Raw genomic sequence first — 20,816 nt, 5'->3', positions numbered from 1 at the left:
AATTCGCGGGTTAAGGCGCTAAGGCGCGCGGCAGAAGCACTGCGGCAGGCTTGCACCCGTCGCGCGCGCTAACAGGATATGCACGGCGCTTTGTCAAGATTTGCGTCCGGCATGGCCTTCATGCGAGGCAACTTGCGCAGGCCGGTGCACCGGCCACCAGACGAAAAGACCACAATGCAGATCCATCCCCTGATTACCAAGTCCGCCGATCTCGCAGATTTGTGCGAACGGCTCGCGAAGTCCGAATTCGTCTGCGTCGACACCGAATTCATGCGCGAGAACACGTTCTACCCGCTGCTGTGCCTGATCCAGATCGGCAACGCGGAAGAGGCCGCCGCCGTCGATCCCCTAGCCAGCGGCATCGACCTTGCGCCGCTGTGGCAACTGCTGACCGACAACGACGAGGTGCTGAAGGTCTTCCACGCTGGCGGACAGGATGTGGAGATCGTCTACAATTTCACCGGCAAGACGCCCTACCCCATCTTCGACACGCAGATCGCCATGATGGCGGTCAGCCAGTCCGAACAGATCGGCTATGCCAACCTGGTGGAAAGCTGGCTGGGCAAGACCATCGACAAGGGCGCGCGCTTCACCGACTGGAGCCGCCGCCCGCTGACCGAACGGCAGATCGAATATGCCATCGGCGATGTCACCGATCTCGCCAGGATCTTTCCCCGCCTGCTGAAGAAGCTGATCAAGACCGGGCGCGGTAGCTGGCTGGACGCGGAGATGGAGAAGCTGGCGGACCCGGCCAACTACGCCAACAACCCCGGAGAGGCATGGCGGCGCATCCGCGCGCCGGGGCGCAATCCGGCGGTGCTTGGCCGCCTGCGCGATCTGGCGGCCTGGCGCGAGCAGGAGGCCCAGGACAAGGATATTCCCCGCGGCCGCATCGTGCGTGACGAGACGCTGTCCGACATCGCCAGCCACCCACCCAAGAAGCAGGAAGATCTCGCCAAGGTGCGCGGCCTGAGCCAGGCGTGGCGTGACAACGACATCGGCAAGCGGTTGATGAAGACGCTAAAGACTTCCGAACCGCTCAGCGAGGAGGAAATGCCCGACAAGCCCAAGCGCGGTGCGCCGCTGGGCAAGGAAGGCGTGCTGGTGGCCGACCTGCTCAAGCTGCTGCTCAAGATTCGCAGCCGCGAGATCGATGTCGCCAGCCGCCTGCTCACCCGTTCCGATGAACTGGAGGCGCTGGCCGCGGGCGTGCGCAAGCTGCCCATCCTCGAAGGCTGGCGCTACGACGTGTTCGGCAAGGACGCGCTGGAACTGGTGGAAGGCAAGCTGGCCTTCGCGGTGGAGCGGGGGCGCCTGAAGATGGCGCATATCGACCAGGTTCGCGCCGACATGGCCGAGGCCGCCGACGCGGCAGACGCTGCGGCGGCGGAAGCGGCAGCCGAGGTGGCAGAACCTGGGGTGGCGGAGGCTTCGGAGGCGGCCGGGTGAGGTGAGCACCTACCTCCCCACCATCAAGCAGTTGCAATACCTTGTGGCCTTGCACGAGCACGGGCATTTCGGACGCGCGGCGGAAGCCGCCTTCGTGTCCCAGTCCACCCTGTCGTCGGGCATTCGCGAACTGGAGTCGCTGCTTGGCGTGACCCTGGTGGAGCGCAGCCGGCGGGTGGTGCGGTTCACCCCGCTCGGCAACAGCGTCGTCGACAAGGCGCACCGCCTGCTGCGCGAGGCGGAAGAGCTTTCGGCGCTGGTGCAGGCCGCTGGTAAGCCCTTGTCGGGCGAGCTACGGATGAGCGTGATCCCGACCATCGCGCCCTTTCTGCTGCCCCGCATCCTGCCGCGCCTGCGCCGCGAGCGACCGCAACTGAAGCTGTTCCTGCGCGAGGAGACCAGCATCCACGCCATCGAATCGCTGCATCACGGGCGGGCCGATTGCGTGCTTCTCGCCCTGCCCTACGCCACCGGTGAGGTGTACAAGGCGACGATCGCCAGCGACGATCTGCTCGTCGCCTTTCCCAAGGACGATCCGCGTGACCCGCCTGACGAGGTGGTGCCGGCCATGATCGACGAAACGCGCCTGTTGCTGCTGGAGGACGGACACTGCCTGAAGGAACACGCGCTGGCCGCCTGCAACCGCCCTGAATTGCGCGCCTCTGCGACCATGATCGGCACCAGCCTGCATACGCTGGTGCAAATGGTCGATAACGGGCTGGGCCTCACCATGCTGCCGCAGATGGCTATCGATGCGGGGATATTGAACGATACCGACGTGGTCGCGCGGCCGCTGAAGGGCGGCAAGACCAGCCGGGAGATTGCCCTTGTCTGGCGCCCCAACAGCCCGCGCGGCGACGAGTTCCGGTTGCTGGCCGAGGAACTGCGCGCAGGATGATCCTCGGATATTTCAGCGGTTTCACCCATTGAGTCCGGTGTGACAGCAGTTTTCCGAACCATCGCCGCCCTAGTGCCCCTCGCCGCGCTTGCCGCCTGCGGGCAACCCGAACAGGAGGGGCGACCGTCCGCCGTGGTCTCCGCCGACGAGGATGCCGCCAATCTCAAGGCATCCCCTGCCCCCGCCCAGCCAGAGCCAGAACCGGTCGCTGCGTCCGTAACCTCGGCCCGGTCCGAACTTACCGCGCTGCTCGGCACGATCGCCAGCGACTTCGGCGGCACGATGGGCATTGCGGTGGTCGACGTGGACAGTGGCTGGACGACTGGTATCAACGACCGCAAAATGCTGCCGCAACAGAGCGTGTCCAAACTGTGGGTGGCGCTGACCGCGCTCGATCAGGTCGACCGCGGGCGCCTGACGCTGGGCAAGCGGGTCGTTATCGAGCCGGAGGATCTCACCGTCTTCCACCAGCCGCTCCGCGAACAGGTGCTGCGCACGGGTTCGCTCGCCACAGACCCGCTCGACCTGTTGACCCGCGCCCTCACCCGCAGTGACAATACCGCCAACGACGCCCTGTTGTGGACCGTGGGCGGACCCGACGCTGTCCGCGCGATGCTGCGTGAGAAGGCCATTGCCAACGTCCGCTTCGGCCCTGGCGAACGGCTGCTGCAGAGCGGCATTGCCGGGCTCCAGTGGCAGCAGGAATGGGCCTCTACCCGGCAGGGCTTTTTCGATGCACGCGATGCCGTGCCCGCCGCCGCCCGCAAGCGCGCGTTCGAAAGTTATCTTGCCGATCCGGTCGACGGTGCCACCCCCCGCGCCATTGCCACCGCGCTGGCCCGGCTGGCACGCGGCGATCTGCTCTCCCCGGCCTCGACCGAGCGGATGATCGCAATACTGCGCGAAACGCACAGCGGGCCGCGACGGTTGAAAGGCGGCGTCGGCACCGGCTGGAGCATCGCCCACAAGACCGGAACCGGGCAGTATTACGATGGCCGCCAATCGGGCTACAACGACGTCGCCCTGTTGTTCGCCCCGGACGGACGGGCCTATGCCGTCGCGGTGATGATCGGCGAAACGCGCAAGGGTGTGCCGCAAAGCATGGCGATGATGCAGGCGGTCACCCGCGCGGTGGAGGATTACGACGCCACCCTGCGCGCCGATGAAAGCCTGCGCACCCGCGGCTGACCGCCGCTGCACCCCCTAGTCCATGTGTTTCAGGCCCACGCGCAGGTAATCCCACCCGGTGATCAGCGTCAGGATCGCCGCGCACCAAAGCGTGATAAGTCCCACCGTGTGGGGCACGTTGGCGGCGATATCGCCAAGCGGCATGGTCCAGCCGGGGAGCCCCTCTCCCAGGATCAGCGATCCCAGCGCGACGAGCTGGAACGTCGTCTTCCACTTGGCCAGCTGGCTGACCGGCACACTGACCTGGATGCCACCAAGAAATTCGCGCAGGCCCGATACGGCGATCTCGCGGATAAGGATGACGAGCCCGGCGATGACATGCATGTCGCCGACATAGGGCCCGCGCAGGATGTTCTGCGCCGCCAGCACCAGGATAACCGTGGCCACCATGATCTTGTCGGCGATGGGATCGAGGAAGATACCCAGCCTTGATACAGCGCCGCTCGACCGCGCGAAGACCCCGTCGAAATAATCGGTAATCCCCATCGCGCAGTAGAGGGCAAAGGCCAGCAGGTAGCCCAGCTCCCACCCCGGCCACCACAGCAGGTAAGCGAGCAGCGGCAGCGCGACGATGCGGCTGAGGGTGAGGATGTTGGGCAAGGTCCACATGGTCGCCATCACCCCTAGCTCAACATCGGCGCCGGAAAAAGCGTGGCGTGGCTCTGCGATAAGGGATAAGCCGCAGCCCTTGCCCCGGGGTTGCACAAAAGGCGTCGCGCCAGATTTTCATGTTCACGTCGACCCATCTGCTCAAACAGCGACGCTTCCTGCCACTGTTCGTCACCCAGTTGCTGAATGCGTTTAACGACAACCTCTACAAGACCGCGATGGTCCTGTTTGTCGTCTATACCGTTTACGATTCCGCCGATACGGAAACGCTGTTTTCGGGCGCTGCGTCGGCGGTGTTCATCCTGCCGTTCTTCCTGCTGTCAGCCATCGCCGGACAGCTGGCCGACCTGCGCGACAAGGCGGCAATCATCCGCAGGGTGAAACTGGCGGAAATCGGCATCATGGCGGTCGGCGCCTTCGGCCTGTTCCTCGCCTGGCGCGGGGTCGCGGTGGATGCCTTTGCCATCCCGCTGCTCATGCTGGCGCTGTTTGCCATGGGGGTGCATTCCACCTTCTTCGGCCCGATCAAGTACGCCATCCTGCCCCAGCACCTGGAGAAGGACGAGGTGCTGGCGGGCACCGGACTGGTGGAGGCCGGCACCTATCTTGCCATCATGGCCGGCACTATCCTGGCCGGATTTCTCTATGTCGAACACGCCGCGATCTGCATCATCGGCTTTGCGGTTCTGGGTTACCTCGTCAGCAGGCAGGTGCCCCCTGCCCCGCCGATGGGGGATCCGGAACCGATCGACTGGAACCCGATAACGTCATCGTGGCGGCTGATCCGCGACGTGGCGCACAATCGCGAGGTGTTCTACGCGATCCTCGCCATCAGCTTCTTCTGGACCATCGGCAGCGTATTGTTCATCCAGTTCCCGCCGCTCGCCAAGAACGTGCTGCTGGCGAGCAAGGAGGTCGCCAGCCTGTTCCTGGTGTTCTTCTCCATCGGCGTGGCGGTTGGCTCGGTCGCGGTGAACATGCTGCTGAAGGGCCGCGTTTCGGCGCGCTACTCGCCTGTGTCTGTGCTGATGATGGGGGCGATGGTGGCGCTGTTCTACTTCGTCTGCCGCGCGTGGAACGCCACGCTCGACGATACCGCCCTGATGGATGTGCCCACGTTCCTGTCGCACCCGCTCGCCTGGGCGGTGCTGGGCAGTCTGCTGCTGATCGCCATCTTCGGCGGCATGTTCGTGGTTCCGCTCTACGCCTTTCTGACCACGAAGGTGCCCCCGCACCAGGCGAGCCGGGCAGTGGCGGCGAACAACATCGTCAATTCGGGCGCGATGGTGGTGGGTTCGCTACTGGCCCTTGGCCTTAGCGCCGCGGGCGTGCCGCTGGCAGAGCAGGTGTTGCTGAGCGCCGGCATGTGCCTTGTTTCGGCTTGGCTCGGCCGACGCCTGCACTTGGCCGAATTGTCGGCAGCGGGCGAGAACCCGTTGCCGCTACCCGGCGGGCATGTTCACGAGAAGTAGGCGAGCGTGCCGACGAAACCGGCGGCGTATGTTGCCAGCACGCTTTCGGCTTCCTGCCGCGTAAGGCGCAGCTTCAGCCGCCAGGGCACCGTGCGCTCCACCTCGTTCGCCCGCAGGACGACATGGGGCGGGAGCGAGGCCCGGAAGGGGTGGCGGGCCGATTCATCGGTCAGGACAAGTGCGCGTCTCATGATGTGATCTTAACGTTTTGGTAAGGATTTGATCCATGCCCTCCCCATCCGTGTCCACAGGCGGGACGGTTTGCGCCATCCCCGGATAGTTGCCGGTTTCATATGGCAAGGCTACGGCAAGGCATGACCCGAACCGCCTCCCGCCTGCTCGTCGATTGTCTCCTGGAACAGGGCTGCGATCGCATCTTCACCGTTCCCGGCGAAAGCTTCCTGCCCGTGCTGGACGCGCTTGCCGACTGCGAGGGGATCGACATGGTAACGTGCAGGCAGGAAGGCGGCGTCGCGTTCATGGCTTGTGCCGATGGCGCCATGACGGGCCGACCCGGCGTCGCCTTTGTTACCCGCGGCCCCGGCGCCACGAACGCCAGCATCGGCGTCCACGTGGCCATGCAGGATTCACAGCCAATGGTGCTGTTCATCGGTGACGTCGACCGCGGCATGCGCGACCGCGAGGGGTTTCAGGAGATCGACTTTCCCGCTTTCTTCGCCCCCATCGCCAAGTGGTCTGCCCGGATCGACGATGCCGCGCGCATCCCGGAATATGTCGCCCGCGCCTGGTCGGTGGCGCTGTCGGGACGACCCGGCCCGGTGGTGCTCGCCCTGCCCGAGGACATGCTGCATGAAACCGGCATCGGCGCCCCCCTGCGCCCGGCCGTGACAAGGCCGGCTCAGGCCCCCTGCCCCGATGCGATGGCCGCGATGATGCATCTGATCGGTGACGCTGCCGCCCCGCTCGCCATCGTCGGTGGGGCCGGATGGAACGAGCGGTCGCGCCACTACTTCACCGAATTTGCCGAGCGCCTGGGCCTGCCCGTCGCCACGGCTTTCCGCCGGCAGGACGCAGTGCCGACGACCAGCAGCGTCTATGCCGGGAACCTGGGGTATGGGCCCAATCCGAAATTGGCCGAACGGGTTAGGGCCGCCGACCTGCTGCTGGTGGTGGGCGCGCGGCTGGGCGAGGCGACGACCGACGGTTATGCCTTGGTCACCCCCGATCATCCGAACCAGGTCGTCGTCCACGTCCACCCCGATCCGCAGGAGCTTGGCCGGGTCTATCGCACCGATCTTGCCATCTGCGCGGACATGGCCGAATTCGCCGAGAGCGCGGCTTTGTGGGATGATAGCGAGGTCATCGATTTCGACAGCGGGGCCGAGGCGCATCGTGAGTGGCTGGAATGGTCCACCCCGCGCGAGGACGCGCACTTCCCGCTGGATCTGGCGCTGGCCATGGCCACGGCGCGGCGGCTGCTGCCCGAGGATGCGATCGTGTGCAACGGCGCGGGCAACTTCGCGGGCTGGTGGCACCGCTACTGGCGCTATGCCGGTTACCCGTCACAACTGGCGCCGACGGCGGGAGCGATGGGGTATGGCGTGCCCGCCGCCGTCGCGGCGGCGAAGCGTTTTCCGGATCGAACCGTGGTGGCGGCAGCCGGCGACGGGGATTTCCTGATGAACGGCCAGGAATTGGCCACCGCGGCGCAATACGGGCTCGACCTGATCGTGATCGTTTTCGACAATTCGACCTACGGCACGATCCGCATGCACCAGGAGCGGGAATATCCGGGTCGCGTCTCCAGCACCCACCTTGCCAATCCCGATTTTGCCATGATGGCCCGGAGCTTCGGCGGCTGGGGTATCAGGGTTGACGATAACGCCGGATTCGACGCGGCCCTGTCCGACGCGCTGGATCGCACGGGCATTCGGCTGATCCATTGCATTACCGATATAGAGCAATTGAGCGCTGCCGGAGCGACCATCAGCGCCTTGCGATCTCGCTAGATACAAAAAGGGCCACCGCGATGGTGGCCCTTCTCGCTGTCATACCGTCGCAAGCAACGGCCGACTAAGTCGAAGCATTGCTCAGATGTCGTTGCCGAGCTTGCCTTCGACTTCGCCCTTCAACTGCTGGGCCTCGCCCTTGGTTTCCTGACCCTTGCCTTCGGCGCGCGTTTCGGGGTTGCCCGACTGCTGCTTTACCTTGCCGATGGCTTCGTTGGCGTTGCCTTTTACCTTTTCGGTGAACTCACCCATGGGAAAATCTCCTTGGTCTGGTGGCCCGCGACGTCCGCTGGCCTCTTACCAAACCAATCTATGTCGGTTGTAAAAGTTCCGCGCTCAACGCTCCGACATGGCGAGAATGTGCTTCCATTCGCTGTCGGTAATCTTGGCCACCGAAAGGCGCGAAAGGCGAACGAGTTCGATCCCCTCAAGCGCCGGCTCGGCCTTGATCTCTTTTAATGTCACGGGCCGGGCCAGCTTTTTCACCGGACGGACCTTGACGGTGGGCCACTTGCCGTCCGCATCTGTCGGGTCGAGCAGGCCAGCCTCGCTTACCTCGGCAATCGCGACGATCTCCAGCCCCTCGCGCGAATGATACCAAAATAATGGATCGCCCTTCGCCATCGCGCGCAGATTGTTCGCCGCCCGGTGATTGCGCACCCCGTCCCATACGGTTTCGCCGTCCGCGACGAGATCGTCCCACGCATATTTGAACGGTTCGGTCTTGATCAGCCAGTGGTTGGGCAAACGGTCCTCCTTGATTTGGCGCCTCGCCTAGCGACTGGCGCCAGCGGGGGCAATTAACGGTTCCTTGAACATGTCCTGCCAAAGCGGAGGCTGGATTTGAGGGGGGCTGACTTGCCCGAGACGAAAACCGAAGCCGTCGCTGTGAACCCGCGCAAGCTGGGCGCCGCCGAACGCGACCTCGTCGCGCTGGGAATCGCCATTGCCGCGGTCGTCCTGTTCGTGGGAACGGGCGGCTCGGTGATGCCGCAGGTCGTGCGCGCGTGGATGGGCAATGGTCCGGCGCCCGACATGGTGCTGACCAACGCCCTCTTGCTGAACATCGCCCTCGTGATCTTCGGCTGGCGCCGATACAACGACCTGCACCGTGAAGTGGGCGAACGCCGCCTGGCAGAGGAGCGCGCCCGCGAATTGGCTGAACGCGACCCGCTGACGGGCTGCCTCAATCGTCGCAGCGGTCCGCCCGCGATTGAGGCGCTGCGTGAAAAGGCCACCCGGCTGGGGCAGGAGGTCGCGATCATGCTGATCGACCTCGACAACTTCAAGCAGATCAATGACCTGAACGGGCATCAGGCCGGGGATCGGGTCCTCACCACCATCGCCGATCGCATCACTGCGCACTTGCCGGCCGATGCGCTGGTCATTCGCATCGGCGGCGACGAATTCGCCTGCGCCGTGCCCTTCCATTACCATGCGCGCGACTGGGTCGACCGGCTGACCGACGGGATGATCGAAAAGGTTTCCGCTCCGGTCGACTTCGACGGCGTTACGATCCAGGCGACGATCTCCGTCGGCATGGCGCATACCGGGGGAGAGGCCGCAGCAGCCGATCCGGTCAGCGCCGACCGCCTGATCCACCGCGCCGACATCGCCATGTATCACGCCAAGAAACGTGGCCGGAACCGCAGTTTCTGGTTCGAACCGCAGATGGAAGACGAACTGCGCTTCCGCAACGAGCTGGAAACCGGCATTCGCGAAGGTTTGCGGAACGACGAGTTCCAGCCCTATTACGAACAGCAGATCGATCTGGAGACCGGAACCCTCGTGGGATTCGAGATGCTGGCGCGCTGGCATTCCCCGAAATACGGCGTGGTCAGCCCGGAAATCTTCATTTCCATCGCCGAGGAAATCGACGTCATCGGGGAAATGTCCGAGGGGTTGATCCGCAAGGCGCTGGCGCATGCCTGCGAATGGCACGAAAGCCTGACCCTATCTGTCAATATTTCGCCCCTGCAGCTGCGCGATCCGTGGTTCGCGCAAAAGCTGCTGCACCTGTTGGTTGAAAGCGGGTTTCCGCCGGCACGGCTGGAAATCGAGATTACCGAAAGCTGCCTGCATGAAAATGTCGGGGCGGTGCGCGCGATGGTTTCCAGCCTCAAGAACCAGGGCATCCGCATCAGCCTGGACGATTTCGGCACCGGCTATTCCAGCCTCTCGCAATTGCGTTCGCTGCCGTTCGACCGGCTCAAGATCGACCGCAGCTTCGTGAGCGAAATCGCCAGCGACCAGGCCGACGGCGAGCTGGTGCGTGCGATCGTCTCGCTGGGCAAGGGCCTGTCGCTTCCGGTGACGGCCGAGGGCATCGAGAACGGCAAGGTGCTCGATGCGTTGAAGGGCATGGGCGAGATCAAGGGCCAGGGCTACCTTTACGGCCGGCCCGAAAATGCCGAAGCAACGCGCGAACGACTGGCGGGGTTGGGTTTGCTCAAGAGCGCGCACGATCGCCCGAACGACCTCGCGATGGCCGCCGAACGTACGCGCATGGCAGGCTGACCCCTAAAGCCGCTTTGGCGCTTCGCCATTGCGGTTTGCAGGTGGCGCTCCTAGGTCCGCGCTGATGCGGGTTCCCTTTGTGAAAATGCATGGCCTCGGCAACGATTTCGTCGTGCTGGATGCGCGCGAGCAGGCCCTGCCCACGCTCGCCCCCGCAATTGTGCGCGCGCTGGCGGACCGGCACGAAGGGATCGGCTGCGACCAGCTTATCCTTCTCGAACCAAGCGATACCGCCAGCGCCGCCATGCGCATATTCAACCGCGACGGCAGCGAGGTGGAATCGTGCGGCAACGCGAACCGTGCGGTGGGCGTTCTGCTCGGCCAGCCGGCCCGCGTGGCTACCAAGGGCGGCATGGTCGAACTGCGCCCCGATGCGGACGGGATCGCCGTCACGCTCGATCCCCCCAGGTTCGATTGGGACGCGATCCCGCTAGCCTACGCCATGGATACGCTCACCCTGCCGCTGGGCTGGGAGGAACTGGAACAACCTGCGGCCGTCAACGTCGGCAATCCGCACGTCGTGTTCTTCGTGGAAGACAACGACGCCGTCCCGCTGGAACGGCTGGGGCCGATCATCGAGACCGACAGCGTCTTTCCGCACAAGATCAACGTCAACGTGGCCACGGTGGAGGATCGCAAGACCATCCGCCTGCGGGTGTGGGAACGCGGCGCCGGGCTGACGCGGGCTTGCGGAACCGGGGCCTGCGCCACTGCGGTTGCGGCGATGCGGCGTGGCCTGGCCGACCGTGCGGTGACGGTGCATCTTCCCGGCGGCGCGCTCTCTATCGCCTGGCGTGAGGATGGCCACATCGTGATGACCGGCCCCGCGACCGAGGCTTACCGCGGCTCGTTCGAATGGGACGACTACGCTTGAACGCCCAGGTCATCAATCTGGGCTGCCGGCTCAACCTGGCAGAAAGCGAGCGGATTGCGGCGATGCTGGCAGGCGAGGACGTGGTCGTCGTCAACTCCTGCGCGGTCACTGGCGAAGCTGTGCGCCAGACCCGGCAGGCAATCCGCCGCGCCCGGCGCGATCGGCCCTCGGCCCGGCTCATCGTTACCGGCTGCGCATCAGAGATCGAGCGCGAGCAGATTGCCGCCATGCCCGAGGTGGACGGGATCGTGGCCAACGCCGCCAAGCTGGATGCCCGCGCCTGGAACATGCCGACGCGCGCCATCGCGCCGCAGGATCGCACCCGCGCCTTCATCGCCGTGCAGAACGGCTGCGACCACGCCTGCACGTTCTGCGTCATTCCGCAGGGGCGCGGGGCCAGCCGATCGCTGCCGGTGGCCGACGTGCTGCGCGAGATCGAGCGCCATCTCGCCCACGGCGCGCCAGAGGTCGTGCTCACCGGTGTCGACACGGCAAGCTGGGGGCACGACCTGCCCAGACAACCGCCGCTCGGCGAACTGGTCGCTGCCGTGCTGGGGGCCTTTCCCGAGCTTTCGCGCCTGCGCCTCTCCTCGCTCGACGGGCCGGCGGTCGATCCCCTGTTGGAGGACCTTTTCGCTGCCGAGCCACGCCTCATGCCGCACCTGCACCTGTCGCTGCAACACGGCGCGGACCTGATCCTGAAGCGCATGAAGCGCCGCCACAGCCGCGCCGATGCCGTTGACCTGGTGAACCGCATCCGCGCGCGCCGTCCCGATCTGGCCGTGGGGGCCGACCTGATCGCCGGCTTTCCGACGGAGACGGAGGCGCATCACGCGCAAAACCTGTCGATCATTGCTGAGCTGGGCGTGGTTCATGGCCACGTCTTTCCCTACTCGCCCCGCCCGCAAACGCCCGCCGCGCGGATGCCGCAGGTGCCGCACGAGACCATCCGCCGCCGCGCCGCAGACCTGCGCGCCGCCAGCACCGCCGCACGTGACGTCTGGCTCGGCACGCTTGTGGGCACTCCGCTGCGCGTCCTCGCCGAACGGGGCGGCACCGGCTATGCGGCAAATTTCGCGCGGGTCGCGGTGCCTGGGGGAACGCTGCCGGGCACCCTGGTCACCATCATTCCGACAGCACACGAAAAAGGGCTTCTGACGTGAGCGAACCGACCTGGACCGACAAGCTGTTCGGCGGCTTTCGCAAGACGTCGGAACGTCTGTCCGAGAACCTGACCGGCGTCATCGGCACGGCGAAGCTGGACGATGCGACGCTCGACGATGTCGAGGATGCGCTGATCCTCTCCGACCTTGGCCCCAGCGCCGCCGCCCGCATCCGCGCCAGGCTGGCGGAAAAACGCTTTGGCCTCAGCATGACCGAACGCGAACTGCGCGAGGCGGTGGCCGAGGAAATTGCCGCGATCCTGCGCCCCGTCGCCGTGCCGTTACAGGTGAACGCCTTTCCGCGCCCGCAAGTGATCCTGGTCATCGGGGTCAACGGCAGCGGCAAGACCACCACCATCGCCAAGCTGGGGCACTGGTTCATGGAGGACGATTACGGCGTGCTGCTGGCCGCCGGCGATACTTTTCGCGCCGCCGCGATCGGTCAGCTCAAGATCTGGGCAGACAGGATCGGCGTGCCCATCGTAACCGGGCCGGAGGGCGGCGACCCGGCATCGATCGTCTACGACGCAGTCAAGCAGGCGACCGACACGGGCATCGACGCGCTGATCGTGGACACCGCCGGACGGCTGCAGAACAAGCGCGAGCTGATGGACGAGCTCGCCAAGATCCGCAAAGTGCTGGGCCGCCTCAACCCCGAGGCGCCGCATGACGTGGTGCTGGTGCTGGATGCCACGAACGGCCAGAACGCGCTGGGCCAGATCGAGATCTTCAAGGAGGTTGCGGGCGTCACCGGCCTCATCATGACCAAGCTTGACGGCACTGCGCGCGGCGGCGTGCTGGTGGCGGCGGCCGAGCAGTTCGGCCTGCCCATCCATGCCATCGGCGTCGGCGAAACGCTGGATGATCTGCGGCCCTTCGATCCCGATCTCGTCGCGCGCGTGATTGCAGGCGTGGCTTAAGGGTTGAGTGCCATCCCCCCCGCTCGCCCTGACCGGGTCGGCGGGGCCCCCTTGCAAGCCAGCACGCACCGGGGATCGAACAGGCGGACAATCCTTCGACAAGCGCAGGATGACCCGATAATGGGACAAGCATGACTTCCCAAACCAAACCCAAGGGCAACGGCTGGCTGAACGTGGCGGTCGATTACGGCCCGCTGGTGGTGTTCTACCTCGCCTACAAGTATTTCTCGCCGGAGAACGACAACGACATGGCGGGCGAGATCTTCGCCGTCATCCGTGGCACCCTGGCCTTCATCGTGGCCGCCGTCATCGCGCTGGCGGTGAGCAAGTGGCGGCTGGGCAAGGTCAGCCCCATGCTGATGCTGTCGACCGCGCTGATCGTCGGTTTTGGGGCCTTGACGGTCTATTTCCAGGACGAACGTTTCATCGAGTGGAAGCCCAGCATCGTCTATGCGCTGTTCGCCGCCGTGCTGCTGATCGGCTACGCACGCGGAAAATCGCTGCTGAAGGTGCTGCTGGAAGCCGCGTTCGACGGGCTTTCCGACGAAGGCTGGCTCAAGCTGTCGCGCAACTGGGGCCTGTTTTTCATCGCGCTGGCAGCACTCAACACCGTGCTGATCTACACCGTCAGCTTCGAGACGTGGCTGGGCATGAAGCTATGGCTGTTCCTGCCGCTGACCTTCCTGTTCACCTTCAGCCAGGTGCCAATGCTGATGCGGCACGGGCTGGACGTCGGGGACACGGAAGAGGCGGCCGAAAAGGCGCTGAAGAACGAGCCGCCGACAGGGTGACGAGGCCGGCCGGCGGCGCCGCCGACCGCTAGATTTCCACCTGGCTTCCCAGTTCCACCACGCGGTTGGTGGGAAGGCGGAAGAACTCCATCGGTGTTGCCGAATTGCGCATCATCCAGGAGAACAGCTTTTCGCGCCAGACCTTCATGCCGGGCTTGTCGGCGCTCAGCAACGTCTGGCGGCTGAGGAAGAAGCTGGTCTTCATCATGTCGAACGGGCCGCCACACATCTCGCGCCGTTGCAGGGCCTGAGGCACGTCGGTTTCCTGCATGAACCCGTAATGCAGGATCACGCGATAGAACCCGTCGCCAAGGCTCATGATCTCGCAGCGATTGTCATCCTTGACATAGGGCACGTCGGCAATCTGCACGGTGAGCACAACGACCCGTTCGTGCAGCACCTTGTTGTGCTTGATGTTGTGCAACAGCGCGGACGGCGTGCCGCTGGAGCCGGAATTCATGAAGATCGCCGTCCCGGGCACGCGCGTGGTGCTGGATCGGGCGCTCTTGGCGAAGATGTCCAGCGGCAGGCTCATCTCGGTCATGCGCGCGCGCATCAGTCCGCGGCCCTTGGCCCAGGTGGTGAGCACGGTGAAGGCCATCGCGCCGACGATCAGCGGGAACCAGCCACCATCCGGCACCTTGGTCAGGTTCGCGGCGAAATAGGCGCCGTCCACCAGCACGAACAGCGCGATCACCGGCGTCGCCAGCCACCATTTCCACTTCCACACCATCAGCAGCAGAACGGCCATCAGCAGCGTGTCGATCATCATCGCCCCCGTCACCGCGATGCCATAGGCGCTGGCGAGGTTGGACGAGTTCTGGAAGAACAGCACCAGCAGGATCACCGCCAGCATCAGCATCCAGTTGATGACCGGGATGTAGATCTGGCCCTCGTGCTCGTCACTGGTGTGGCGGATCGACAGGCGCGGCACGAAACCAAGCTGAATGGCCTGGTGGGTGACGCTGAAGGCGCCGGAAATCACCGCCTGGCTGGCGATGAAGGTGGCGCAGGTCGCCAGGATCACCAGCGGCAGGCGATAGGCATCGCTGGCGAGATAGAAGAACGGGTTGAGGATCGCCTCTTCCGCCGCCGCATCGGGCAGGCTGAGGATCATGGCGCCCTGGCCGAAATAGTTGAGCAGCAGGCAGGGCATGACGAAACCGAACCACGACAGGCGCATCGGTCCGCGACCGAAATGCCCCATGTCCGAGTAGAGCGCCTCCGCCCCCGTCACCGCCAGAACGACCGATCCCAATGCGAGGAAGGCCGTGTATCCATCAGTCAGGAAGAACTGCACCATGTAGTAAGGGTTCAGAGCGCGCAAAATTTCCGGTGCGGCGAAGATGTAGCCAACGCCCAGAACCGCCAGCACGACGAAATAGACCGACATCACCGGCGCAAACATCATGCCGACCTTGGCCGAGCCGCGCTTTTGCAGCAGGAAAAGCGACACCAGCAGGACCAGGGCAATAGGGATGATCCAGCGTTCCATCCCCGGGTTGACCACGCTCAGGCCCTCTACCGCAGAGAGCACGGAAATTGCCGGGGTGATCATCGAATCGCCGTAGAACAGCGCCGTCGCCGCAACGCCCAGCATGACCACCACGCCGCTGTATCGCGTTTTGCCGATGGTGCGCGAGAGGAGCGCCACCAACGCCAGGCTGCCGCCCTGCCCCTTGTTGTCCGCACGCATCAGGATGCTGACATACTGGATCGAGACGATCAGCGTCATCGACCAGAATATCAGGCTCAGCACACCCAGGATGTGCAGGTCGTCGATGGGCAGTTCGTGAGGGCCGCGAAAGGTTTCGCGAAAGGCGTAGAGCGGGCTTGTACCGATATCGCCAAAGACGATCCCGATAGCCCCGACTGCCAGCTTGAGCTTGGCGGATTCGCGATCGTTTGTGGTTGCACTCATAAGGTCATCACTCGCTCGCCCGCGAGGCGAAGCGCGGCCCTTAGCAGCGCCCCCTGTGCCCCGCAAACGGAACTATTGGTTCGTGTTGCCAGGGATCGGAGCCGCAGGAGAAGGGCCTGCGGGTGCTGCGGGATTGTCGCTGGCCAACTGGGCCAGGAGCATATCGAGGCGCTCGAGCCTGTCTGCCAGTCCGGCCCGGCCCGCGGCGTCCACAGGCGCGACCGCCAGCGTTTCGGCCCAGACCTGCCGGGCCTCCGCCAAGCGCCCCTGCCGGATCAGGGACACGCCCAGGAAATAGCCGGGGCCCGGATGCGAGGGCTTGATCTGCGCGGCCTGCTTGAAGGCGTAGAGCGCGGGCGCGGTCAGCGTGCCTTCGGCGTGCTCTGTCAAGGCGATGCCGAGCGCCAGCCAGCCTTCGAAATCGGCCGGGTTCTGCTCGGTGACACCGGCGAGATAGGCTGCGGCATCGGTATGGCGCCCGCGCCGCGACATGGCATCGGCGGTGATCAGCAGGTTGGCCGTCGAGCGATCCTCGTCCGCGATGAACTCCTGCCGCTGGACCACCACGTCCACCTCCTGCGCACCGGCATCGAAGGCGCCCGCAGCCCTTGCCGAAGGGAGGCCCGGGCTCGCCTGCCAGGCATAGCCGACAAGACCGAGGGCAAGCGCGGCGCCAAGGCTGGTCCACAGCACGCGCGGCAGGCGGAACACGACCACCGCTACGGCGAAGCATGCCAGGGCCAGCAGGATGACGACGATCCAGGTCATGCATCCACCCCGCCCATTCCGCCCGCCCGGCGGCGGCCCACCCGCGCAAGCAGCAGCAACAGCGCCAGCACCAGGATCACGGCGGGAACAACGAACAGCGGCCAGGTGGTCGCGCTCACCTGCGGTTCGTAGCTGATGTAGTCGCCATATCGAGAAACCAGCCAGTCACGCACGGCATCGGGGCTGTCCCCCGCCGCAATGCGCGACCGGACCTGGTGGCGCATGTCACCAGCGATAGGGGCATCCGAATCAGCGATAGACTGGCTCTGGCATTGCAGGCAGCGCAGCGTGTGCATCAGGTCGCGCGCGGCAGCTTCCTGCGCCGGGTCTTCCAGCTGGGTGTAGGCGTAGGGTGCGGGCGGCATGGTGCCTTGCGCGGCAAGCGGGGTAGCGAATACCAGCAGCAGCAAGACCGGCAAGCGTATCACGAGCCTGCCCCGGCCTTGCGCAATTCTTCCATGATCGTGGGCACGTCGCGATCCATGATGGGGCCGATGTGCTGGTAGGTTATGCGCCCCTGCCCATCGATCACGAACGTTTCCGGCACGCCCGAGGAACCCAGCGCAAACTGCATTTCGGAAACGTCATCACGGCCGATGCGGGCGAACGGATTGCCGAAAATCTCCAGGAATTGCGCAACGTCGTCGGGCCGGTCGCGCAAGGCCACGCCGTTGATGGTCGCGCCCTGGCGTTCCAGCATCTCCAGCTGGGGCGCCTCCACCCGGCAAGGGACACACCAGCTGCCGAACAGGTTGAGCAATTGCGGGCGGCCATTGGCAAGATCGGCAGCGGCGAGGCCCGGCCTGTCGGCAGCGGCTGGCTCCAGAGTGAACTGCGGGACCTGTTCGCCCACCATCGCGCTGGTCACGAAGGCATCCTTGGGCTGGCTGAGCTGGTAGGCGAACAGGCCGAACAGCAGCGCAGCGACGACCACCATGGCCCACAGGATGATGCGCAGCCGCTTCATGCGGGCAGCCCCTCAAGCTCGCTATCGTCCGCAGGACGGCGGCGACGGCGGCGCAGGTCGCTTACAACGCGCCCGACCAGCGACAGCGCGCCGCCCAGTGCGATCAGGACGCCGCCATACCAGATGAAGGTGACGAACGGCTTCCACCACAACCTGAGCTGCCAGCGCCCGTCAGCCGCCTGGTTGCCGACAGCGACGTAGAGCTGGCCGTTCCAGCGCGTGAGCAGGGACACCTCGCTGGTTTCCTGCAACGGGGTCCAGAAGTTGCGCGATTGCGGCTGCGCCAGCATCTGCGGCCCGTCGTCGTAGGAAAGCTGCAGATTGGCCTGGATCGCGGTCCAGTTCGGGCCGGCGACGGGATAGACCGAGGCGAGGCGACCGTGCCAGGGGCCAACGTCCACCGCATCGCCCACGCTCGCCGCGACCAACCGCTCCTGCTGGAAGGCGCTGTCCGCTGCCATGCCGAACAGCGCCACAGCCACGCCGAAGTGCGCCACGCACATGCCCCACGTGGCCAGCGGCGTGCGGCGCAGCGCCCGCCCGGCCATCGGCAGGAAACTGGCAATGCCGACCCCCACGGCCAGCGCCAGGCCGAGCAGCGGCAGGATGGCGATATCGGCGATCAGCCACACCGCCAGCAGCACCAGCAGCGTCGTGGTGAACACGGCGATCACCTGCCAGCGAATCCGTGCAAACCCGTCCTCGCGCCAGCGCAGCAGCGGGCCGACCATCATCACCAGCAGCATGGGAACCAGGAAGATCGCGGAAACCGGGTTGAAATAAGGGGGCCCGACCGAAACGCGCACGTCAAAGGCCTCCGTCAGCAGCGGGTAGAGCGTGCCGAGCAGCACGATGCCGAGGATGGCGGACAGCGCGATGTTGTTCACCACCAGCGCCCCCTCCCGGCTGGTAACGGCAAAACGTTCCCCCTCGGCGATGGTGCTGGCGCGCAGAGCGAACAGGACCAGCGCACCGCCAATGTACAGCACCAGCAGCGCCAGGATGAAACTGCCGCGCTCGGGGTCAACGGCAAAGGCGTGAACGCTGGTAAGAATGCCCGATCGCACCAGGAAGGTGCCGATCATGCTCATCGAAAAGGCGACGACCCCCAGCATGATCGTCCAGGTGCGCAGCGCATCACGCGCCGCCAGCACGCTGACCGAGTGCAGCAGCGCCGTTGCCGCGAGCCAGGGCATGAGGCTGGCGTTCTCCACCGGGTCCCAGAACCACCAGCCGCCCCAGCCAAGCTCGTAGTATGCCCAGTAGCTGCCGGCGGTGATGCCCAGCGTCAGGAATATCCACGCCGCCAGCACCCAGGGGCGCATCACGCGCGCGAAGTCGGGCGTCACGTTGCGCGTTAGCAGGGCCCCGATGGCGAAGCTGAAGGCCACCGACAAGCCGACATAACCGATGTAGAGCGTGGGCGGGTGGAAGGCGAGGCCGACGTCCTGCAACAGCGGATTGAGCCCGTTGCCCTCTGCCGGCGCTGGCGTCACCCGTTCGAACGGGTTGGAGGAGAGCAGTAGGAAGGTGTAGAACCCGAGGCCGACAAAGGCCTGCGCGGCGAGGGTCGCCATCATGCTGCGTTCGGGCAGGCGCCGCTCCACCAGTGCGATCAGGCCGCCGGCCAGGGCCATCACGGTGATCCACAGCAGCATCGAGCCTTCGTGATTGCCCCAGGCGCCCGAAATCTTGAAGATCAGCGGCTTCATCGAGTGCGAATTTACGGTGACCAGCTTCACCGAGAGATCGGTGACGGCAAAGACCCACAACAGGCACGCAAACGCGACGGCGCACAGCAAGGCCTGCAACATGGCCGCCGGGCGCACCACGGCATCCAGCGCGCCCCCGGTGCCACGCGTGCCAAGCGCCCCTGCGAACAGCTGCAACGCGGCGAGCGCGGCGGCGAGCCACAAAGCGGCAAGGCCGATCTCAGGGATCATTCGGTCACGCTCACTCGGTGGTTTCCGCCACGGTTTCACGCGCCTGTGCGCGGCTCATGTCTTCCAGCTCGCGTGGCATGTAGTTCTCGTCGTGCTTGGCCAGCAGGTTGGTAGCCACGAAGGTACCGCCCTCGCCCATGCTGCCCTCGGCCACCACGCCGCTGCCTTCGGTGAAGAGGTCGGGCACGATGCCGGTAAAGGTGACAGGCACCCGCGCCGCGCCATCCTGAACGACGAAGGTGACCGTGATACCGTCGGCCGCCGTGGCGAGCGAGCCTTCCTCCACCATGCCGCCCAGGCGGATCGCCTGCCCTGGTTCCGGCGGATTGGCGGCCACGTCGGCGGGGACGTAGAAATAGTTCGCCTGATTTCTGAGGCCATAGATCGCCAGCAAAGTCGCGCCGATCAGCGCGGCAAAGGCCAGCAAGATGAGCACCAGTCGCTGATGCTTGGCTTTCAGCGGGGCGCTCACCGGCGCTTCACCGCGTCACGGCGCGCCTCGGCCCGGCGCATCGCGAGCCAGCTCCACCCCAGCAGGAGTGCGATGCCCACGATGACCACCGCGTAGGCTGCCCACACGAAGGGCCATTGGTCCAGCGCCTCACGCATCGGCCGGTTCGCCCGGACCATCAATCAGCATATCGCCCTGCAACGCGCGCCGCCGCAAGCGCGCCTCGGCCTGCGTTTCGGCCAGCAAGGCGCGCATACGCATCAGCACCACCGCGCCGAACAAAAGCGAAAAACCGAGCACGGCGACCAGCAGGCCCGAGAGGAACTCACCCGACATGGCAGAGCCGCCGGTGGTGATGCTGGGCGGCTGGTGCAGGCTGTTCCACCACAGCACCGAGAAGTGGATGATGGGAATGTTGACTGCGCCGACCAGCCCGAAGATCGCCGGAACCCGGCTCGACCCGCCCTCTCGCGCAACGGCCTGCGCCAGCGCGATATAGCCCAGGAACAGGAAGAACAGCACCAGGAAACTGGTCAGCCGCCCATCCCACACCCACCAGGTGCCCCATGCCGGGCGCCCCCAGATGGACCCGGTCGCAAGGCCAAGAAAGGTGAAGACCGCGCCGGGCACCGCCGCCCCGCGCGCGGCGAGCGCGGCAAGCGGGTGCCGCCACACCAGTTCGGCGAAGCTGGCAATGGCAATGGTGGCCCACCCCGCCATGCCCAGCCACACCGCGGGGACATGGATGAACAGGATGCGCACCGTTTCGCCCTGCAACCTCTCGGCCGGCGCGAAGGCGAGGCCGTAGATCATGCTGCCCGCCGTCAGCAACAGCCCCGCCCCCAGCAACAGCGGGGTCAGCCATCGGGCGAGCTTCAGAAAACGGGCAGGATTGGCGTAGGCGTGCATCGTCCG

22 protein-coding genes are annotated in these 20,816 nt (G+C 65.6%); 10 read left to right on the top strand and 12 right to left on the bottom strand.

What is annotated here, in order from left to right; translation table 11 throughout:
- The first annotated feature begins 174 nt into the window (after positions 1 to 174).
- Genes rnd through GRI62_RS04850 form a run of 3 tightly spaced genes read left to right on the top strand, consistent with a single transcriptional unit; the run spans position 175 to position 3,535 of the window.
- Positions 175 to 1,449: a ribonuclease D gene (gene rnd, locus GRI62_RS04860; protein WP_131452260.1), complete on the top strand. Its 1,275-nt coding sequence runs from the start codon at positions 175 to 177 to the stop codon at positions 1,447 to 1,449.
- Position 1,450: 1 nt separating this feature from the next.
- Entirely contained in the window at positions 1,451 to 2,347 is an 897-nt protein-coding gene (locus GRI62_RS04855; protein ID WP_131452259.1) for a hydrogen peroxide-inducible genes activator, read from the top strand.
- 39 nt (positions 2,348 to 2,386) lie between these two features.
- A complete protein-coding gene (locus GRI62_RS04850) occupies positions 2,387 to 3,535 on the top strand; it encodes a serine hydrolase (protein WP_234032754.1) in 1,149 nt (382 codons plus the stop codon).
- Between the two features lie 15 nt (positions 3,536 to 3,550).
- Here the strand turns inward: GRI62_RS04850 and pgsA are convergent, their stop codons facing one another.
- Positions 3,551 to 4,144 carry a CDP-diacylglycerol--glycerol-3-phosphate 3-phosphatidyltransferase gene (pgsA, locus tag GRI62_RS04845; RefSeq protein WP_131453775.1) on the bottom strand — a complete coding sequence of 198 codons (594 nt, stop codon included), beginning with the start codon at positions 4,142 to 4,144 and terminating at the stop codon, positions 3,551 to 3,553.
- Positions 4,145 to 4,263: 119 nt separating this feature from the next.
- Between pgsA and GRI62_RS04840 the strand changes: the two genes are divergently transcribed.
- On the top strand, positions 4,264 to 5,616 hold the full coding sequence (locus GRI62_RS04840) for an MFS transporter (protein ID WP_131452257.1): 1,353 nt from the start codon (positions 4,264 to 4,266) through the stop codon (positions 5,614 to 5,616).
- On the opposite strand, the gene GRI62_RS04835 is transcribed toward GRI62_RS04840, so the two are convergent.
- The gene (locus GRI62_RS04835; RefSeq protein WP_131452256.1) at positions 5,604 to 5,807 is read right to left on the bottom strand and encodes a hypothetical protein; all 204 of its coding nucleotides are present in this window, start codon (positions 5,805 to 5,807) and stop codon (positions 5,604 to 5,606) included. The genes GRI62_RS04840 and GRI62_RS04835 overlap by 13 nt on opposite strands.
- Before the next feature lie 123 nt (positions 5,808 to 5,930).
- Here GRI62_RS04835 and GRI62_RS04830 point away from each other — a divergent pair, with 123 nt between their 5' ends.
- Entirely contained in the window at positions 5,931 to 7,586 is a 1,656-nt protein-coding gene (locus GRI62_RS04830) for a thiamine pyrophosphate-binding protein (RefSeq protein ID WP_131452255.1), read from the top strand.
- 81 nt (positions 7,587 to 7,667) lie between these two features.
- On the opposite strand, the gene GRI62_RS04825 is transcribed toward GRI62_RS04830, so the two are convergent.
- Both GRI62_RS04825 and GRI62_RS04820 read right to left on the bottom strand, forming a co-directional pair.
- On the bottom strand, positions 7,668 to 7,838 hold the full coding sequence (locus GRI62_RS04825; RefSeq protein WP_131452254.1) for a CsbD family protein: 171 nt from the start codon (positions 7,836 to 7,838) through the stop codon (positions 7,668 to 7,670).
- Positions 7,839 to 7,922: 84 nt separating this feature from the next.
- Positions 7,923 to 8,333 carry an EVE domain-containing protein gene (locus tag GRI62_RS04820; RefSeq protein WP_131452253.1) on the bottom strand — a complete coding sequence of 137 codons (411 nt, stop codon included), beginning with the start codon at positions 8,331 to 8,333 and terminating at the stop codon, positions 7,923 to 7,925.
- Positions 8,334 to 8,444: 111 nt separating this feature from the next.
- Between GRI62_RS04820 and GRI62_RS04815 the strand changes: the two genes are divergently transcribed.
- From GRI62_RS04815 to GRI62_RS04795, 5 genes are all read left to right on the top strand, one after another.
- On the top strand, positions 8,445 to 10,103 hold the full coding sequence (locus GRI62_RS04815) for a putative bifunctional diguanylate cyclase/phosphodiesterase (RefSeq protein ID WP_234027370.1): 1,659 nt from the start codon (positions 8,445 to 8,447) through the stop codon (positions 10,101 to 10,103).
- Positions 10,104 to 10,167: 64 nt separating this feature from the next.
- Positions 10,168 to 10,977 (top strand): diaminopimelate epimerase, encoded by an 810-nt coding sequence (gene dapF, locus GRI62_RS04810; protein ID WP_131452252.1) that lies wholly within the window; start codon positions 10,168 to 10,170, stop codon positions 10,975 to 10,977.
- Positions 10,974 to 12,140 carry a MiaB/RimO family radical SAM methylthiotransferase gene (locus GRI62_RS04805; RefSeq protein WP_131452251.1) on the top strand — a complete coding sequence of 389 codons (1,167 nt, stop codon included), beginning with the start codon at positions 10,974 to 10,976 and terminating at the stop codon, positions 12,138 to 12,140. The genes dapF and GRI62_RS04805 overlap by 4 nt, the downstream gene beginning before the upstream one ends.
- Positions 12,137 to 13,060: a signal recognition particle-docking protein FtsY gene (gene ftsY, locus GRI62_RS04800; protein ID WP_131452250.1), complete on the top strand. Its 924-nt coding sequence runs from the start codon at positions 12,137 to 12,139 to the stop codon at positions 13,058 to 13,060. The genes GRI62_RS04805 and ftsY overlap by 4 nt, the downstream gene beginning before the upstream one ends.
- Positions 13,061 to 13,191: 131 nt before the next feature.
- Positions 13,192 to 13,851 carry an inner membrane-spanning protein YciB gene (locus tag GRI62_RS04795; RefSeq protein ID WP_131452249.1) on the top strand — a complete coding sequence of 220 codons (660 nt, stop codon included), beginning with the start codon at positions 13,192 to 13,194 and terminating at the stop codon, positions 13,849 to 13,851.
- A gap of 28 nt (positions 13,852 to 13,879) precedes the next feature.
- Here GRI62_RS04795 and GRI62_RS04790 read toward each other — a convergent pair whose 3' ends face one another.
- From GRI62_RS04790 to ccmC, 8 genes are all read right to left on the bottom strand, one after another.
- Positions 13,880 to 15,772, bottom strand: a complete 1,893-nt coding sequence (locus GRI62_RS04790) for a potassium transporter Kup (RefSeq protein WP_131452248.1) — start codon at positions 15,770 to 15,772, stop codon at positions 13,880 to 13,882.
- A 72-nt stretch (positions 15,773 to 15,844) separates the two neighbouring features.
- Positions 15,845 to 16,540, bottom strand: a complete 696-nt coding sequence (locus GRI62_RS04785; RefSeq protein WP_131452247.1) for a tetratricopeptide repeat protein — start codon at positions 16,538 to 16,540, stop codon at positions 15,845 to 15,847.
- On the bottom strand, positions 16,537 to 16,968 hold the full coding sequence (locus GRI62_RS04780) for a cytochrome c-type biogenesis protein (protein WP_373282990.1): 432 nt from the start codon (positions 16,966 to 16,968) through the stop codon (positions 16,537 to 16,539). The genes GRI62_RS04785 and GRI62_RS04780 overlap by 4 nt, the downstream gene beginning before the upstream one ends.
- Positions 16,965 to 17,507 (bottom strand): redoxin family protein, encoded by a 543-nt coding sequence (locus tag GRI62_RS04775; protein WP_131452246.1) that lies wholly within the window; start codon positions 17,505 to 17,507, stop codon positions 16,965 to 16,967. Before GRI62_RS04775 ends, GRI62_RS04780 begins: the two co-directional genes overlap by 4 nt.
- The gene (locus GRI62_RS04770) at positions 17,504 to 19,450 is read right to left on the bottom strand and encodes a heme lyase CcmF/NrfE family subunit (RefSeq protein ID WP_131452245.1); all 1,947 of its coding nucleotides are present in this window, start codon (positions 19,448 to 19,450) and stop codon (positions 17,504 to 17,506) included. Before GRI62_RS04770 ends, GRI62_RS04775 begins: the two co-directional genes overlap by 4 nt.
- 10 nt (positions 19,451 to 19,460) lie before the next feature.
- Entirely contained in the window at positions 19,461 to 19,922 is a 462-nt protein-coding gene (ccmE, locus tag GRI62_RS04765; RefSeq protein WP_234032756.1) for a cytochrome c maturation protein CcmE, read from the bottom strand.
- The gene (gene ccmD / locus GRI62_RS04760; RefSeq protein WP_131452244.1) at positions 19,919 to 20,059 is read right to left on the bottom strand and encodes a heme exporter protein CcmD; all 141 of its coding nucleotides are present in this window, start codon (positions 20,057 to 20,059) and stop codon (positions 19,919 to 19,921) included. The genes ccmE and ccmD overlap by 4 nt, the downstream gene beginning before the upstream one ends.
- Positions 20,052 to 20,810 (bottom strand): heme ABC transporter permease CcmC, encoded by a 759-nt coding sequence (gene ccmC, locus GRI62_RS04755; RefSeq protein ID WP_131452243.1) that lies wholly within the window; start codon positions 20,808 to 20,810, stop codon positions 20,052 to 20,054. Before ccmC ends, ccmD begins: the two co-directional genes overlap by 8 nt.
- Positions 20,811 to 20,816 lie beyond the last annotated feature (6 nt).

Origin of the sequence: Aurantiacibacter arachoides (assembly GCF_009827335.1) — a bacterium.
In the GTDB taxonomy this organism is placed as follows: Bacteria; Pseudomonadota; Alphaproteobacteria; order Sphingomonadales; family Sphingomonadaceae; genus Alteraurantiacibacter; species Alteraurantiacibacter arachoides.
Note: the sequence above shows the minus strand (reverse complement) of the source record. Positions and strands in the feature narration are given on the sequence as shown.

What these genes read in the sequence shown, in the direction of transcription:
- GRI62_RS04770 (WP_131452245.1), bottom strand. Translation starts at nt 19,450, where the DNA reads ATGATCCCTGAGATCGGCCTTGCCGCTTTGTGGCTCGCCGCCGCGCTC.
- GRI62_RS04785 (WP_131452247.1), bottom strand. Translation starts at nt 16,540, where the DNA reads ATGACCTGGATCGTCGTCATCCTGCTGGCCCTGGCATGCTTCGCCGTA.
- ccmC (WP_131452243.1), bottom strand. Translation starts at nt 20,810, where the DNA reads ATGCACGCCTACGCCAATCCTGCCCGTTTTCTGAAGCTCGCCCGATGG.
- GRI62_RS04790 (WP_131452248.1), bottom strand. Translation starts at nt 15,772, where the DNA reads ATGAGTGCAACCACAAACGATCGCGAATCCGCCAAGCTCAAGCTGGCA.
- dapF (WP_131452252.1), top strand. Translation starts at nt 10,168, where the DNA reads ATGCGGGTTCCCTTTGTGAAAATGCATGGCCTCGGCAACGATTTCGTC.
- pgsA (WP_131453775.1), bottom strand. Translation starts at nt 4,144, where the DNA reads ATGTGGACCTTGCCCAACATCCTCACCCTCAGCCGCATCGTCGCGCTG.
- ccmD (WP_131452244.1), bottom strand. Translation starts at nt 20,059, where the DNA reads ATGCGTGAGGCGCTGGACCAATGGCCCTTCGTGTGGGCAGCCTACGCG.
- GRI62_RS04830 (WP_131452255.1), top strand. Translation starts at nt 5,931, where the DNA reads ATGACCCGAACCGCCTCCCGCCTGCTCGTCGATTGTCTCCTGGAACAG.
- GRI62_RS04835 (WP_131452256.1), bottom strand. Translation starts at nt 5,807, where the DNA reads ATGAGACGCGCACTTGTCCTGACCGATGAATCGGCCCGCCACCCCTTC.
- GRI62_RS04795 (WP_131452249.1), top strand. Translation starts at nt 13,192, where the DNA reads ATGACTTCCCAAACCAAACCCAAGGGCAACGGCTGGCTGAACGTGGCG.
- GRI62_RS04840 (WP_131452257.1), top strand. Translation starts at nt 4,264, where the DNA reads ATGTTCACGTCGACCCATCTGCTCAAACAGCGACGCTTCCTGCCACTG.
- rnd (WP_131452260.1), top strand. Translation starts at nt 175, where the DNA reads ATGCAGATCCATCCCCTGATTACCAAGTCCGCCGATCTCGCAGATTTG.
- GRI62_RS04775 (WP_131452246.1), bottom strand. Translation starts at nt 17,507, where the DNA reads ATGAAGCGGCTGCGCATCATCCTGTGGGCCATGGTGGTCGTCGCTGCG.
- GRI62_RS04825 (WP_131452254.1), bottom strand. Translation starts at nt 7,838, where the DNA reads ATGGGTGAGTTCACCGAAAAGGTAAAAGGCAACGCCAACGAAGCCATC.